General features: G+C 32.9%; 11 protein-coding genes. All 11 read left to right on the top strand.

Going from position 1 to position 16,834, the window contains the following annotated elements; genetic code table 11:
- Nucleotides 1-4,075 (top strand): T9SS type B sorting domain-containing protein (locus tag MHM83_RS14745; RefSeq protein ID WP_239180579.1); only part of this gene is annotated, 4,075 nt, incomplete at its 5' end.
- A gap of 6 nt (nt 4,076-4,081) precedes the next feature.
- Nucleotides 4,082-5,029 carry a PorP/SprF family type IX secretion system membrane protein gene (locus MHM83_RS14740; protein ID WP_159611694.1) on the top strand — a complete coding sequence of 316 codons (948 nt, stop codon included), beginning with the start codon at nt 4,082-4,084 and terminating at the stop codon, nt 5,027-5,029.
- 129 nt (nt 5,030-5,158) lie between these two features.
- A complete protein-coding gene (gene rluF / locus MHM83_RS14735) occupies nt 5,159-5,995 on the top strand; it encodes a 23S rRNA pseudouridine(2604) synthase RluF (RefSeq protein WP_239180577.1) in 837 nt (278 codons plus the stop codon).
- A gap of 70 nt (nt 5,996-6,065) precedes the next feature.
- Entirely contained in the window at nt 6,066-7,196 is a 1,131-nt protein-coding gene (gene tgt, locus MHM83_RS14730) for a tRNA guanosine(34) transglycosylase Tgt (protein ID WP_239180575.1), read from the top strand.
- Between the two features lies 1 nt (nt 7,197).
- Nucleotides 7,198-8,283: an LptF/LptG family permease gene (locus MHM83_RS14725; protein ID WP_047789399.1), complete on the top strand. Its 1,086-nt coding sequence runs from the start codon at nt 7,198-7,200 to the stop codon at nt 8,281-8,283.
- Entirely contained in the window at nt 8,270-9,169 is a 900-nt protein-coding gene (locus MHM83_RS14720) for a DMT family transporter (RefSeq protein ID WP_239180573.1), read from the top strand. Before MHM83_RS14725 ends, MHM83_RS14720 begins: the two co-directional genes overlap by 14 nt.
- Nucleotides 9,170-9,275: 106 nt before the next feature.
- Nucleotides 9,276-10,229, top strand: a complete 954-nt coding sequence (locus tag MHM83_RS14715; protein WP_047789401.1) for an acetyl-CoA carboxylase carboxyltransferase subunit alpha — start codon at nt 9,276-9,278, stop codon at nt 10,227-10,229.
- Nucleotides 10,230-10,351: 122 nt separating this feature from the next.
- The gene (locus MHM83_RS14710; RefSeq protein WP_073183066.1) at nt 10,352-10,777 is read left to right on the top strand and encodes a hypothetical protein; all 426 of its coding nucleotides are present in this window, start codon (nt 10,352-10,354) and stop codon (nt 10,775-10,777) included.
- A gap of 142 nt (nt 10,778-10,919) precedes the next feature.
- Nucleotides 10,920-12,002, top strand: a complete 1,083-nt coding sequence (locus tag MHM83_RS14705) for an efflux RND transporter periplasmic adaptor subunit (RefSeq protein ID WP_159490825.1) — start codon at nt 10,920-10,922, stop codon at nt 12,000-12,002.
- Nucleotides 12,003-12,026: 24 nt separating this feature from the next.
- Nucleotides 12,027-15,275 carry an efflux RND transporter permease subunit gene (locus tag MHM83_RS14700; protein WP_159490827.1) on the top strand — a complete coding sequence of 1,083 codons (3,249 nt, stop codon included), beginning with the start codon at nt 12,027-12,029 and terminating at the stop codon, nt 15,273-15,275.
- Nucleotides 15,265-16,716, top strand: coding sequence for a TolC family protein (locus tag MHM83_RS14695; RefSeq protein WP_159490829.1), 1,452 nt, complete (start codon nt 15,265-15,267; stop codon nt 16,714-16,716). The genes MHM83_RS14700 and MHM83_RS14695 overlap by 11 nt, the downstream gene beginning before the upstream one ends.
- The last annotated feature ends 118 nt before the right edge of the window (nt 16,717-16,834 follow it).

The following is a 16,834-nucleotide window of genomic DNA, read 5'->3' as shown; positions in this document are numbered from 1 at the left end:
GTACCAATTAGAAGAAACAGCTACCCCAGGAGTTGCTTATGCAGGTAACACGTTTAGTTCAAACAATATCTTTACGAACTTACCAGCAGGAGATTATACAGTAGTAGTACGAGATAAAAATGGTGCTGTCGGATTATATTGTGAGTCAACTGATCAAGTAGTCATAGCAAATCCAGCAGCGGTAACATTTACAGTAACTGAGAATGACAATTCATGTGATACCACAGTAGGAGGAAGTATATCAGTAACAGCAACAGGAGGTACAGGTACATATACTTATACATTATCTAACGGAAGTGGAGTAGTAGAAACGCAAATACTGAATGCTGCAAACTATACATTTACCAATTTAGCAGCAGATGCTTATACAGTAAATGTAGTAGATTCTAATGGATGTACAGAAGGTACCCCAACGAATGTTACAATAACACCAGATTTAGTATTTACATTAACAGAGACTAAGAAGTTAACATGTAATGCACCAATGGCAGCAACTGTAGCATTAGAAGTAACTTCAGGATCTAGTAGTTATGCTTATGAAGTTGCAGGACCAAGTATAGCAGTAGGAAGAACGAATTTAGCAGGTACAACATTAACGCTAAATCCTACGGTAGCAGGAGTATATACCGTAACAGTTTACGATACAGGAGCAACACCAGAATGTTCAGTAGTTAAAACTATTGAAATTGAAGATGCTGAAACTCCTAATTTCACGGCAGTAGCTACAGTAACAGATATTTGTTTCGGAACATCAACAGGAGAAGTTACAGTTTCACCAGTAGATAATGGTATTTTACCATTAAGTTATGAGATTAATAATGTATCAGGAACATATAATGCTGTTTTAGCAGGAAGTGATACGGTATTTGCGAACTTACCAGCAGATGACTATATAGTTACAGCTACGGGAGTAAATGGGTGTACAACAGATGTATCAATTACAGTAAGAGAAAATCCAGTAATAGATATTTCAGCAGCAATTACAGTAACACAGTTTGCTTGTACAGCAGGAAGTAATACAACAAACAATGCTATAATTACAGTTGACAAGGCAGCGATTACAGGAGGAACAGGAAACTATGTTCGAGTTGTGTTTGAAGATAATGCAACAGGTGATGTATTACAAGACGATAGTAACTTTACATATATATCAACTAATTTAGCTGGAGGAGATTATACAGTAAAAGTATATGATGAAAATACAGATTGTTTTGTATCTAGAGTAGTAAGGATAGCTCCATTTACTCCAATGACAGCAGCAGACATCAGAGTAATTAAAGATACAGACTGTAATACAGGAGAGAATATCACTGTAAAAGTAGTGCCAGCATTACCAAATATTCAGTATACAATAACAGGAACAGGAGCTACTCCTTATACACGAACATTAAATGTGGTATCAGATGCAGATGCAGCAGTATTTAATAACGTACCGGTTGATGATTACACAATTGAGATATACAATGCAGCAACAGGATGTACTTTAGAAGTATATCACACGGTAGAACCAGAACCTACCTTTGATATATTAGTAAGTAATGTTCAAAGAGCTTGTTTTGGTGGTACAGGAAGTGCAACAATAGATTTTAGTGCAGCTACACCATATACAGATGTTTATACTTACGAAGTATTTGAAGTAGGTAACCCAACTGCTATTACATCAGGAAATGGTACAGGAGGTACTCCAGAAACAATTACTACTAATTTAGTAGCAGGTGAATATTATGTGGTTGTAAGTATGACGAATACACCATTCTGTAAAGCACAAAGTGCAAACTTTATAATTGAAGAACCAGCAAACGCATTAGCATTAACAGGCACACCAACGTATATTAATTGTAATGTTACTGATTCTGGAGAAATCTTGTTAGAAGCTCAAGGAGGTTGGGCACCGTATGAGTATCAATTAGTAAATGATGCAGCACCAGCTACACCAGTTCAAAATTTTGATAGTAATAGAAGAATTACTGGGTTAATAGCAGGTAATTATACAGCAACAGTTAGAGATGTTACAGGGTGTGAAGAAACATTTACATTTACATTACAGCCAACTACAAATATGGCAGCAGATGTAACTGTTACTCCAAACTTATGTGAAGGAGAAAGAACAGCAACCATTGAAGTAACTAATGTAACAGGAGGTCAAACACAAGATGCAACTGTAAGTTATAGTTATATTTTAACCTATCCTGACGGAGTAACGCAAGTAGAACAGTTATCAAATACATTTAGCAATTTACCAGCGGGTACTAATTACACAGTAATTGTTAGAGATAATAAATATAGCTGTTCGTATACAAGGCAGGTGGATATAATTGACCCTTCAGAAGTAGAAGCTTCGGCAAATATTACTGCAGATATAACTTGTAACAATGCTAATGCAACCGTAGTAGTGAGTGCAATAGGAGGTACAGGCGTTTATGAATATAGTAGCGATGGAGTGAATTTTGGTCCTGACAATACGTTTACAAACGTAAGTTCAGGTTCTCAAACATTCTATGTACGTGATGATAATAATTGTGAAGATACAGTTGTAGTAACAGTCAATGCATACGAACCTTTAGTACCAACTTTAGTAGTTGATTCAGGATTTGTTACCTGTAATGGAGATGCTAATGGAGTGTTATCAGCAACTGTAGCAGGCGGTTTCGGTAATTACGAATACCAACTGTTAGATGGTAGTAATAATCCGATTGATGGAACATGGACAACATCAAATACTTTTGGAGGTTTAGATGTTGGTACATATAAAATTAGAGTAAGAAGTACTAATAGATTTGGAGAAGTATGTACAGAAGATACTGCACCACATCCTATTGTAGAACCAGAACCTTTAGTAGTTGCTGAAAACCATACAGATGTAAGTTGTTTTGGAGGAAATGATGGTACTATTACAGTATTAGCCTCAGGAGGAAACTTAACAGGATATGAATACAATATTAGTACAGACCCAACAAATAAATTTGTTACCGATAATGTGTTCAGAAACTTAACAGCAGGTACGTATACCATTACTGTTAAAGATAAGGTTGGATGTATTGATACTATTGATGTAGTTATTGATCAACCACAACAATTTACAGCAACATTGGTAGGAGTTACAGAACAAACTTGTATTAATAATGCAACTCCAACAATAGAGTTAGATGTACAAGGAGGAACACAACCTTACTACGTAAGTATTAATAATATAGAACAACCTACACCATATACAACGAATACAATTGTGTTAGGAGCAGCAGAAAACATCCAAGCAGGTACATCTTACTACATTACAGTAAGAGATGAAGCAGGTTGTAATGTTGCAGACCCAATTAGAGTAACTACGGCTGAACCAGTAGATTTACAATTAACAGTTGATTTTGCATATACCTGTGAGGTAGGAAATATTATTAAAGCAATAGTTGATGAAGCATATAGAGCTAATATGTCTTACACATTATATGACGGAATAGGAAACCCTGTAGTAACAAATAATACAGGAGAATTTATTGATGTACCAGCAGGAATAGGATACTATGTTACAGCAACACATACAATAACTTCATGTTCTGAAAGTTCTACCAGTAGTCCAATTAGTATTGAAGATATTCAAGCATTAACCTTAGATATTGATGATTCGGTTAAGAATACTTTAATAGCCAATGCAGATTTTGGATTACCACCTTATGAGTATAGTGTAGATGGAGGTGATTTTGGATCAGATAATGAGTTCTTAATCTTACAAACAAAAGATTACACTATTACGGTAAGAGATGCTAGAGGCTGTGAGGAAACAGTAACTATAAGAGGAGAGTATATTACTATTTTCGTTCCAAACTTATTTACTCCAGACGGAGATGGAACAAATGATTATTGGTACCCTCGTGAAGTAGAAGAATATCATGATATTCAAGTGTTTATTTACGACAGATATGCACGTAACATTGCCGAGTTTAAAGGTTCTGTAGAAGGATGGGATGGTACTTATGAAGGTACACCATTACCATCAGGAGATTATTGGTATACTATTTACTTTAAAGAGTTATCAGGTCAAGAGAAGAAAATAATGGGACACTTTACACTATATAGATAAAAAGAAATGAGAAAAATAGTAATAATTTTAAGTGTAGTATTTAGTAGTGTAAAACTTGCTGCACAAGAAGTAGAATTACCCCAATATGTAAGTCATTTGGCAGACAATCCATTTTTAATTTCCCCAACCTATGCAGGTATAGGAACAGGTTTACAGGTTAGATTAAATGGAGTAATCCAATGGATTGGAGTTAAAGACGCACCCGATACACAATCATTAACAGTTGAAGCACGTATCGCAGATACTTTTGGTGGAGGAATCACGTTATTTAATGATAAAAACGGGTATACCACTCAAAAAGGAGCAAAATTGTCATTTGCAAGTCACTTAACATTAAGTGACTTTCATGATAGTTTTCTATCGTTTGCTTTAAGTTATAGCTTTACGCAATTTGGTATTGATACATCAGAAAATAACTCAGGACAAACAGTATCAAACAGAACTTTAAACAATTCAAACTTTGATGTAGGTTTGTTATATCGTTACGAACGATTTAGTATTAGTGCAAACATTATGAACATCTTAAATAAAGAGATAGAGGATTTTCAAACCGGTGAACCAGAAGTACTAAGAAAGTATGTGCTTTTTACATCTTACACCTTTACGAAATTAAGCAGAAACTTTGAGTTAGAGCCATCAATGCTAGTAGAGTATAGGGAAGCCGATAAACGCTCTAGAACAGATATGAATATTAAAGCAAGAAGAGGAATTAGAGATGGATATGTTTGGGCTGGTTTAAGTTATACGTTCTTAAATGACCAGTTTTTTCAACCAAATGCTATTGCACCATTACTTGGTTTAAAGAAAAATAATCTTTACATGTCGTATGGTTTTAGTATCAATATGAATAAAACACAAGATTATAATTACGGAACACACATGATTACACTTGGGTTTGATTATGAAAGAAGGCCAAGTTTAGCACGTTGTACACAAAAAATGATCATGTTTTAAAAGATAAAATCTAAAACATACAAGACAGTCTCGAAAGTATGTCATTTCGAGCGAAGTCGAGAAATCTGATTCTCTTAATTCGTGAAATGACAATATTTAGTACTTTTGAGACTGTCTTTTTTTGATTACATGGAAAATAATAATAACGATACATCAATAAATCTTAACAAGTACATTAGTAGTACAGGTATTTGTTCACGTCGTGAAGCAGAACGATTTATAACTGAGGGAAGAGTAACGATAAATGGGAAACCTACCCAGTTAGGAAACAGAGTTCATGAAGGAGATGTGGTAAAAATTGATGGAAAACCATTAAAAGCAAAACCCAAAACGATACATATAGCATTAAACAAACCTAAAGGCATTGTTTGTACTACTGATAGTAAAGAACGTAAAAATATCGTGAAATTTGTGGGGCATCCACAACGACTATTTCCTATTGGTCGCTTAGATAAACCTTCAGAAGGATTAATTTTTTTAACCAATGATGGAGATATTGTAAACAAAATATTACGAGCAGGGAATAACCACGAAAAAGAATACATTGTTACGGTAAACAAACCTTTTGATGAGCGCTTTATAAAAAGAATGAGTAATGGAATTCCTATTTTAGGAACTGTAACAAAGAAATGCAAGGTAGAACGTATAAATGATACCACATTTAAAATAATTTTAGTACAAGGCTTAAATCGTCAAATAAGACGTATGTGTGAATACTTAGGATATGATGTAAAGAAATTAAAACGCACACGTATTATGAACGTAATTTTAGGAAGTTTAAAAGTAGGAGAGTGGCGTGAATTATCATCTAAAGAAATGGATGAAATTAATAAACTCGTAGCAGGTTCGTCAAAAACATACGAAGAAGCAGAAAAAAAGAATCAAAAAGCCTCTCCTCAAAATAACAAACAACCAAAGAAGGAAGCAAGTTTTAAATCCAAGTTTGGAAGAAGAAGAAAAAGTTAAAAATTAGTAATAAGAAACTTTTAACTATCTACTTTTAAACATTCAACTTACATGTGTATCTTTGCCACTTATGCAATTTGACTTAAAAATAACCGATCCAAAAAGTAAAGCACGCGCAGGCGTTATTACTACTGATCATGGAACCATAGAAACTCCAATATTCATGCCTGTAGGTACAGTAGCTACGGTTAAAGGAGTACATCAATCAGAATTAAAAGACGAAATCAACCCTGATATTATTTTAGGAAATACATATCATTTATACTTACGTCCAAAATTAGAAACTTTAGAAGCTGCAGGAGGCTTACATAAGTTCATGAATTGGGATCGTAATATTTTAACTGATAGTGGAGGATATCAAGTATACTCTTTGTCAGGAAGAAGGAAGATAAATGAAGAAGGAGTAAAGTTTAAAAGTCATATTGACGGCTCTACACATTTTTTTACACCAGAAAATGTAATGGAAACACAGCGTACCATTGGAGCAGATATAATTATGGCTTTTGATGAGTGTACGCCATACCCTTGTGATTATAACTATGCAAAACGATCTATGCACATGACTCACCGTTGGTTAGATCGTTGTATAAAACACTTTGATAACACGCCTCCAAAATATGGATATAGTCAGTCTTTATTTCCAATTGTACAAGGAAGTACATACAAAGATTTACGTAAGCAATCAGCAGAGTATATAGCAAACTCAGGAGCAGAAGGAAATGCGATAGGAGGATTATCAGTAGGAGAACCTGCTGAAGAAATGTATGCAATGACAGAAGTGGTTACTGAAATTTTACCAGAAGGCAAACCACGTTATTTAATGGGAGTTGGTACACCAATTAATATTTTAGAAAACATAGCGTTAGGAGTTGATATGTTCGATTGCGTAATGCCAACTCGTAATGCACGTAACGGAATGTTATTTACAGCACACGGTAGCATAAATATTAAAAATAAAAAGTGGGAAAACGATTTTTCTCCAATTGATGAAATGGGCATTACTTGGGTAGATACCATGTATTCTAAAGCCTATTTACGTCACTTATTTGCTGCAAGAGAAATGTTAGGAAAGCAGATAGCTTCTATTCATAACCTAGGGTTTTATTTATGGTTAGTTCGTGAAGCACGTAAACACATAATAGCAGGAGATTTTACTGAATGGAAAGACAAAATGGTAAAACAAATGGATAAACGTTTGTAATTTGAAAATACTAGATTGGTACATATTAAAACGTTACTTAGTAACTTTTCTGTTTACATTACTTATTTTAATACCTATTGCGGTAGCTATTGATATTGCAGAAAAAGTTGATAAGTTTTTACGAGAAGAAAATTTAACATTGTTTGAAATAGTTAACGATTACTATAAAAACTTTATTATTTACTATGCTAATACATTTATGCCATTAGCATTGTTTATAGCAGTTATACTATTTACTTCTAAGCTGGCAAGTAACACAGAAATTGTAGCAATCAATAGCTCACAAGTATCATTCACACGTTTTTTATTTCCATATTTTATAGGAGCAACTATAGTTTGTGCAATAGCACTCTCAATGAACCATTTTTTTGTACCCTCAAGTAGTAAAACACGAAAAGCTTTTGAAAAGAAGTATTTAAAGAAAAAAAAGTATGCAGATAATTCCATCCGAGAGTTTAGCTTACAATTGAATGATAGTACTTATGTATACATTCAAAGTTTTGATTTAAAAAGAAATTCAGGCTATAATTTTTCAATAGATTTATATGACGGTATTAAATTAAAAAAGAAACTTATAGCTGATAATATTAATTGGAAGGAAAAAGATAGTACGTTTAAATTATATAACTGGAAAGAACGAAAAATTTTTAAAGAAAGAGATAGTATCTTTTCGGGGAAAAGTTTAGATACTACATTTACATTTACACCAGAAGATTTTAATTATAAAAATATAATGGCACAAGAAATGAACTCACCAGAGTTGATTAAGTTTATTGAAGTGTCTAGAAAAAGAGGAATAAAAAACTTAAATGCTTATTTAGTAGAATTATATAAGAGAACAAGTTTACCAATTGCGAGCTACATATTAACGTTAATTGCGGTAGGACTAGCACATAGGAAAACTAGAGGAGGCATAGGAGTTAATTTGGCAATAGGTATAAGCGTTATGTTTATTTATGTATTCTTTTTAAAAGTAGCAGAAGTATTAGGAGCTGTAGCAGGAGCAAATGCATTGTTAAATGTTTGGGGACCTAATGTGGTATTTGGTTTATACGCTGTTTATTTATATTTCAATGCAAGGAGATAAATTAAAGAATTACTTACTCTTACATTTAATAGTATTTATTTGGGGGTTTACAGCTATTTTAGGCGCATTAATATCAATTGATGCAGTACCTTTAGTTTGGTTTAGAATGTTGTTAGCAGTAGGTTTTATTGCTTTATATTTTTTAATAAGGAAGAAGTCATTTAAAGTAGAAAAAAAAGCATTAATTAAGTTTGCCATTTCAGGAGTAATTATAGCAGTACACTGGATAACATTTTTCAAAGCAATAAAAGTATCAAATGTATCTGTAGCTTTAGTAATGATGAGTACTGGAGCTTTTTTTGCCTCATTTATAGAACCTTTCTTTTTTAAAAGAAGAATAAAAACAATAGAAATAGTATTAGGCTTGTTAGTAATAATGGGATTGTACATTATTTTTAATTTTGAAAGTCAGTATACACTAGGTATTATTTATGCATTAATTTCAGCATTTCTCTCCGCATTATTTTCAGTACTAAACGGTTTGTTTATAAAAAAATACGAAGCAAATACTATTTCATTTTATCAGTTATTATTTGGAGTTTTAGGAGTAACTATATATTTATTATTTACACAAAAATTTTCAATAGAGTTTTTTCAATTACAAACAAGTGACTGGATATATTTATTCATTTTAAGTAGTATTTGTACAGCCTATGCTTTTATAGCTTCAGTGCAAGTAATGAGGTATTTAACACCTTATACAGTAATGCTCACGATTAATTTAGAACCTATATACGCTATTATTTTAGCATTATTAATATTTGGAGAAAAAGAACAAATGAATCCAGAGTTTTATTACGGGGCTTGTATTGTTTTAATAGTAGTATTATTAAATGGAGTACTCAAAAATGTTTCTTCTATAAAAAAGAAAATTATAAAAAAATAATATTTTAAGAAAAGTGATGAAGGTAAACTGTACAATTTTTTAGTATGTTTGCCCTTACAAACGACTAACTAGTAAATTAGAAAATCAAACTATATACAAGAATACAATGGAATATTTAGATTTTGAAATGCCAATAAAAGAGCTAGAAGATCAGTTGGCAAAATGTTTTGATATAGGAAAAGAAAGTGATGTAGACGTTACAGCTACATGTCAGAAGATTGAAAAAAAATTAGAAAAAGCTAAGAAAGATATATATAAGAATTTAACGGCATGGCAACGCGTACAGTTATCTCGTCATCCAAATCGTCCTTATACCTTAGATTATATCAAAGCACTTTGTGGAGATACATTTATGGAATTACACGGTGACCGTAGTGTAAAAGATGATAAAGCTATGATTGGTGGACTAGGTAAGATTGGAGACCAATCTTTTATGTTCATAGGTCAGCAAAAGGGATACAATACCAAAACACGTCAATATCGTAACTTTGGTATGGCAAACCCAGAAGGATACCGTAAAGCATTACGTTTAATGCGCATGGCTGAAAAATTTGGAATACCAGTAGTAACTTTAGTAGATACTCCAGGTGCTTACCCAGGATTAGAAGCTGAAGAACGTGGACAAGGAGAAGCAATTGCTCGTAATATCTTTGAAATGACTCGCTTAAAAACTCCAATTATTACCATAATTATTGGAGAAGGAGCTTCAGGGGGAGCTTTAGGAATAGGAGTAGGAGATAGAGTGTATATGTTAGAAAACTCTTGGTATTCAGTTATCTCACCTGAAAACTGTTCTTCTATTTTATGGCGTAGTTGGTCAGAAAAAGAAAAAGCAGCAGAAGCATTAAAATTAACGGCAGAAGATGGTATGAAACTAAAAATAGTTGATGATATCATAAAAGAACCTTTAGGAGGTGCACACTCTGACCGTGAAGGAACTTTTAAAGCTGTTAAAGAGCAAATTATAAAAGCGTACGAAGAACTTAATAAGCTTAAAGATAAAGAGTTGATAGCTCAGCGTATGGAGAAATACGAAAATATGGGAGTTTATAAAGAATAGCTTTATATCCTAAAAAACATACTATTAAAACTCGCCAATCGGCGAGTTTTTTTGTTTTATAAATATTTTACAATACGAATTATTTGTTAAATGAATATATATCTATAATTTTGCCGATTGAAATGAGTAATACATTTAATAAATATCTATTTTTATTAATACTTTTATTAAAAGGATGGTCTACATCATATGCAGACCAAAAGACTTTTGATACAACTACCTCAGTGGCTACTTTTAAATCTGTAAACGTAAAAGAAGAGCCACAATTTATTACTCAACACATCAGTAATTACGTTTTTAGCGAAAAATATCAAGATTCTGAAAGGGAGAGTTATTTCGAAATCAGTGAAATTGAAGACAAAACCCAAGACGAAAATGAAGTAGATGAAAGTTTGTCAAAATTCGGAAGTTACTTATCAGCCATTTTACATGCGCAGTTTTTTGAGTGCCAGTTTTGTGTAGTAAAAGAAAAAGCACAACGCTTTAAAGAGTACACTTATAGTGCTATTTTAAAATTGCATATTAAATTTCAAGTTTTTATAATTTGATACCCTCTTCGGTAAAGTAAACCTAAAGCTTTTATTTAGCTTACTTTATATACCCCACATAAAAATTTAATTAAATTTTTAGAATAACCATTGGTATTCAATGGTTACACACTCACTCTAACTTTACAAATACATACAAAAAATGAAAAAAAACTTCATTTTCATGAGTCTATTTGCGCTATTAATTAACATTAGCTGCGAATCAAAAAAGGAATCTAAACACCCAGAAACAAAGTTCCTTGTAACCAATCCCATTAAAAAAGATACATCAATAACCAAAGATTATGTAAGTCAAATACATGCCATTCAGCACATAGAATTGAGGGCGCTTGAAAAAGGATATTTAAAGAAAGTATTTGTTGATGAAGGACAGCATGTAAAAAAAGGACAAAACATGTTTCAAATATCAGCAAATGTTTATAAGGCAGATTTACAAAAAGCAAAAGCAGAAGCAAAAGCTGCTGAAATTGAATATAAAAACACGGAATTATTAGCAGATGGAAACGTAGTTTCTAAAAACGAATTAGCCTTAGCAAAAGCAAATTACGAAAAAGCAAAAGCTGAAGTAATGCTAGCCCAAACACACTTGGGTTTTACAAGTATTAAGGCTCCGTTTAATGGTATAATGGATCACCTACACGTTAGAAAAGGAAGTTTGTTAGATGAAGGAGAACTCCTAACAACACTATCAGACAACAGTAAAATGTGGGTATATTTTAATGTGCCAGAAACAGAATATCTAGACTATATAATGAGTCAAGATAAAGACAAGAAAAAAGAAGTAACACTTTTAATGGCAAATAACAAACCATTCAATCAAAAAGGAATAGTAGAAACGATTGAAGGAGAGTTTAACAATGAAACAGGAAACATTGCCTTTAGAGCAACTTTCCCAAATCCAGATGGAATTTTAAGACACGGAGAAACAGGAAGTATTTTAATGGAAGTTCCATACGAAGGAGCCTTAATAATTCCACAAAAAGCCACTTTTGAAGTATTAGATAAAAAATATGTTTTTGTAGTAGATAAAAACAATACAGTAAAACAACGAGAAATTACTGTAGAAGCAGAATTACCACACTTATTTATAGTAGAAAAAGGACTTACAGAAAACGATAAAATATTGTTAGAAGGAATCCGTATGGTAAAAGATCAACAAAAGATACATGTTGAGTTTAAAGAGCCAAATGCTGTAATGTCTAGTTTAGACTTATATGCTGAGTAATCAAAAACTAAAATTCAACAAAACATGTTTAGTCAATTTATAAAAAGACCAGTACTAGCAATTGTTATTTCGATAATAGTTGTTTTTACGGGGTTGTTATCAATAAAACAACTCCCAATATCACAGTTTCCACAAATAGCACCAACCACGGTAAACATATTTATAGCATACCCAGGTTCAAGTGCAGATGTATTGGTAAACTCAACACTAATTCCTCTAGAAACAGCAATCAATGGAGTACAAGGAATGCGTTATATCGCTTCTGATGCTACAAGTGCAGGAGAAGGAACCTTACGTGTAATTTTTGAACCCGGTACAGATCCCAACCAAGCAGTAGTAAGGGTAAAAACAAGGGTAGATCAAGTAATGCCTTTATTACCTGAATTAGTACAGCGAGAAGGAGTAATTATTACTCCAGTACAACCAAGTATGTTAATGTATGTGAACCTTTTTAGTAAAGAAAAAAATAACGATGAAAAGTTCCTATACAACTATGCATATACCAAAATGATACCAGAAATTCAACGAATCAACGGTATCGCCAGTGCTAAAATTTTAGGAAGTAGAAAATATGCGATGAGAGTTTGGTTAAAACCCGACCGAATGAGAGCCTATAATATTTCTGCAGAAGAAATTTTAGAAGCGATGGAAGACCAAAGTATTTTGGCAAGACCCGGAAGATTAGGAAGAAGTTCAGGAATCAAATCACAATCACTAGAATACGTACTTACCTATCAAAACAGGTATAACGAACCAGATCAGTATAAAGACATTATTATTCGAGCAAATGAAGAAGGAGAAATTTTAAAGTTAAAAGATGTTGCCGAAGTAAAATTAGGGAGTGAATTCTTCGATATTTACTCAAACTTAGATGGGCATCCATCAGCATCTATTGTTTTGAAACAAACTTTTGGAAGTAATGGTAGTGATGTAATAGCATCGGTAAAAGAAAAACTAAAAGAATTAAAAGAAGATCTACCACCAGGGATTGATTTTAAAATTAGTTATGACGTTTCTAACTTTTTAGATGCCTCAATAGAACAAGTAATACATACACTTAGAGATGCCTTTATTTTAGTGGCAATTGTGGTGTTTCTCTTCTTAGGAGATTTACGATCAACCTTAATTCCAATTATAGCAGTACCAGTATCTTTGATTGGAGCGTTCTTTGTAATGCAACTTTTTGGGCTTTCAATAAACTTAATTACCTTGTTTGCATTAGTATTAGCCATTGGTATTGTGGTAGATGATGCTATTGTAGTGGTAGAAGCAGTCCATTTAAAAATGGAGAAGGAACATCTTACACCTTACCAAGCATCTAAGGCAGCATTAGGAGAAATAGGGGGAGCTATTTTAGCAATTACATTGGTTATGGTCTCTGTATTTGTGCCAATTTCATTTATGACAGGGCCCGTAGGAGTTTTCTACAGACAATTCTCTATAACAATGGCGGGTTCTATCATTATTTCAGCAGTGGTAGCATTAACATTAACACCAGTATTGTGTGCAATAATGTTGAAGAATAACCACGGAAAAGAAAGAAAAAAATCAATAATAGATAAATTTATTGATTGGTTTAACAAAGGGTTTGAAAAACTTACAGGAAGATATGTAAAAGTGTTAAACAGAATCGTAGCAAGAAGAATGTTAACCTTTGGAGTATTACTAGCTTTCTGTGCAGGAATATTTATTACCAATAAAACATTACCAGCAGGTTTTATTCCTAGTGAAGATCAAGGAATGATTTATGCTATTATTCAAACACCACCAGGTGCTACTTTAGAACGTACAAACGAAGTAGCAAGAAAACTACAACAGATTTGTGAAGAAACTGAAGGAGTAGAATCCGTTTCATCTTTAGCAGGATATGAAATTATGACCGAAGGTAGAGGGTCCAATGCAGGTACCTGTTTAATTAACTTAAAACCATGGTCAGAACGTCATCATTCAGTTCACGAAATCATGGAAGAATTAGAAGAAGAAACCAAAGATTTAGGGGCGGTTATAGAATATTTTGAACCACCAGCAGTACCAGGTTTTGGATCTTCAGGAGGATTCTCAATGCGTTTATTAGATAAAACAAACTCAACAGACTACCATGAATTTGAACGTATCAATAACAAATTCATGGAATCGTTATCAAAACGAAAAGAGCTTACAGGTTTATTTACTTTTTATTCTGCAAACTATCCGCAGTACGAATTAAAAATCGACAATAAAAAAGCGATGCAAAAAGGAGTAACCATTGGTAAAGCCATGGAAAACCTAAACATTTTAATAGGTAGTACCTATGAACAAGGTTTTATTCGTTTTGGTAGATTTTTTAAAGTGTATACACAAGCAGCGCCAGAATACAGGAGAATCCCTTCAGATTTAGAAAAGCTATATGTTAAAAATGAGGAAGGAAAAATGGTGCCTTATTCAGCGTTCATGAGTTTAGAAAAAAAACTAGGACCTAATGAGATAACACGATACAATTTATATAATTCAGCAGCTATTAGAGGGTTACCAGCATCAGGATACACAAGTGGAGATGCTATTAACGCAATTAAAGAAGTAGCAGCAAAAGAATTACCAAGAGGGTATGATGTTGCTTGGGAAGGACTTACCTATGATGAAGCACAAAGAGGTAATGAATCGGTGTATATTTTTATCATTGTATTAGCCTTTGTATACTTTGTGTTAGCAGCACAATACGAAAGTTTTATACTGCCATTAGCAGTGATTTTCTCACTTCCAGTAGGAGTGTACGGGTCATTCACACTCTTAAAACTAATGGGCCTAGCGAATGATGTATATGCACAAATCGGAATAATAATGCTGGTTGGTTTATTAGGTAAAAATGCAGTGTTAATTGTAGAATTTGCAGTACTAAAACGAAGCCAGGGAGCTACAATTTTTGAAGCAGCTATTGAAGGAGCTAAAGAACGATTCAGGCCAATTTTAATGACTTCATTTGCATTTATAGCAGGATTAATACCGTTAGTTATAGCTCACGGAGCAGGAGCTATTGGAAACAGAACTATTGGTGGGTCAGCTTTAGGAGGAATGTTAATAGGAACCATTTTCGGAGTTTTAATTATACCAGGTCTCTATTACATATTTGCTAAAATGAGTGATGGAAGAAGCTTAATTAAAGACGAAGCTAATGAACCAGTTTCTGAAGAATTTATAAGAATAAATGAAGTTGAAGGAAGTAAAACAAAAGTTAAAATAACAGAGCTTAAAAAACTTCTAAAGAAAATAATTAAAAGAGAAAACAATGAAAACTAAACGAAGAAGTTCATTTGTAATAAAAAAAGCACACTTTTTAAGTGTGCTTGTCCTCTTAATTTTGTGCTCTTGCGTGCCAAATCAAGTATTAAGAGAGGAGAACAAAGAAGTACCAGAGAATTTTAAGAATCAACCAGCAGACTCATTAAGTACAGCTACTATTAAATGGCGTGACTTTTTTTCAGATTCACATTTAATTTCTCTGATAGATACAGCTTTATCAAAGAACCAAGAGTTGAACATAATGTTACAACAAGTAGCTATTTCAAAAAATAACATCAAAGCAAAAAAAGGTGAGTATTTACCGTTTGTAAATATGTATGCAGGAGCTGAATTAGAAAAGGTTGGGAAGTATACTAGAAATGGTGCTGTAGAAGAAAATTTAGATATCCGCGAAGGTGAAAAATTTCCTGAACCATTAACTGATTTTTCAATAGGACTTTCAGCTTCTTGGGAGCTAGATGTATGGAAGAAGTTACGAAATGAGAAGAAAGCAGCAGTATTAGAATACTTAGCTAGTGTTGAAGGAAAAAACTTTATGGTAACTAATTTGGTTTCAGAAATTGCAAATTCATATTACGAATTAGTAGCATTAGATAATGAATTATCTATGGTTTCACAAAACTTAGAGATTCAAAAAAATGCATTGCAAATGGTGAAGCTTCAAAAACAGGCTGCAAGAACAACTGAATTAGCAGTACGTAGGTTTGAAGCGAGTGTACTTAAAAACCAAAGTCACCTATATGAACTTCAACAAGAGATAGTAGAAACTGAAAATAAAATTAACTTTTTAGTAGGAAGGTATCCACAACCTATAGAAAGAAACTCAGACAATTTTATAGATAAACCTATTGAAGGAGTAAAAGCAGGAATCCCATCACAACTGTTACAAAACAGACCCGATTTAAGGAGAGCTGAATACGAATTAGCAGCAGCCAAATTAAATACTAAAATAGCACGAGCTAATTTTTATCCATCAATCGGTATAAAAGCAGGAGTGGGGTTACAAGCATTTAAACCTAAGTTTTTAACATCAACACCAGAATCGTTAGTCTATTCTTTAGCAAGTGATATTGTAGGGCCTTTAATCAATAGAAATGCGATAAAAGCAGCTTATAAAACAGCCAATAATAAGCAATTACAAGCTGTTTACGAATACGAAAGAGCTATTTTAAATGCGTATTTAGAAGTAGCGAACGAGCTTTCAAAAATTGACAACTTGAAAAACAGTTACGATTTAAAAAAGAAACAAGTAGAAGCGTTAAACGAATCTATAGACCTTTCAATTCGTTTGTTTAAATCGGCAAGGGCAGAATATACAGAAGTGTTGCTAACACAAAGAGAAGCATTAGAGTCTAAAATTGAAATCATAGAGACGAAAAGAGATCAATTATTAGCAAATGTAAAAGTATATAAAGCCTTAGGAGGAGGCTGGAACTAATTTTTCATTCGTTATTAACTATTAATTGTTGTTAAAGTGGTAGTTTTATAAACTATCCAAGAGACTCGCCAACTGGCGAGTCTTTTTTTTTCAATACATTTCAATTACCTTCGTACTA

This window comes from Tenacibaculum sp. Mcav3-52 (genome assembly GCF_022347665.1).
Classification (GTDB): Bacteria; Bacteroidota; Bacteroidia; order Flavobacteriales; family Flavobacteriaceae; genus Polaribacter; species Polaribacter mesophilus.
This window is presented reverse-complemented; position numbering and strand designations above follow the sequence as displayed.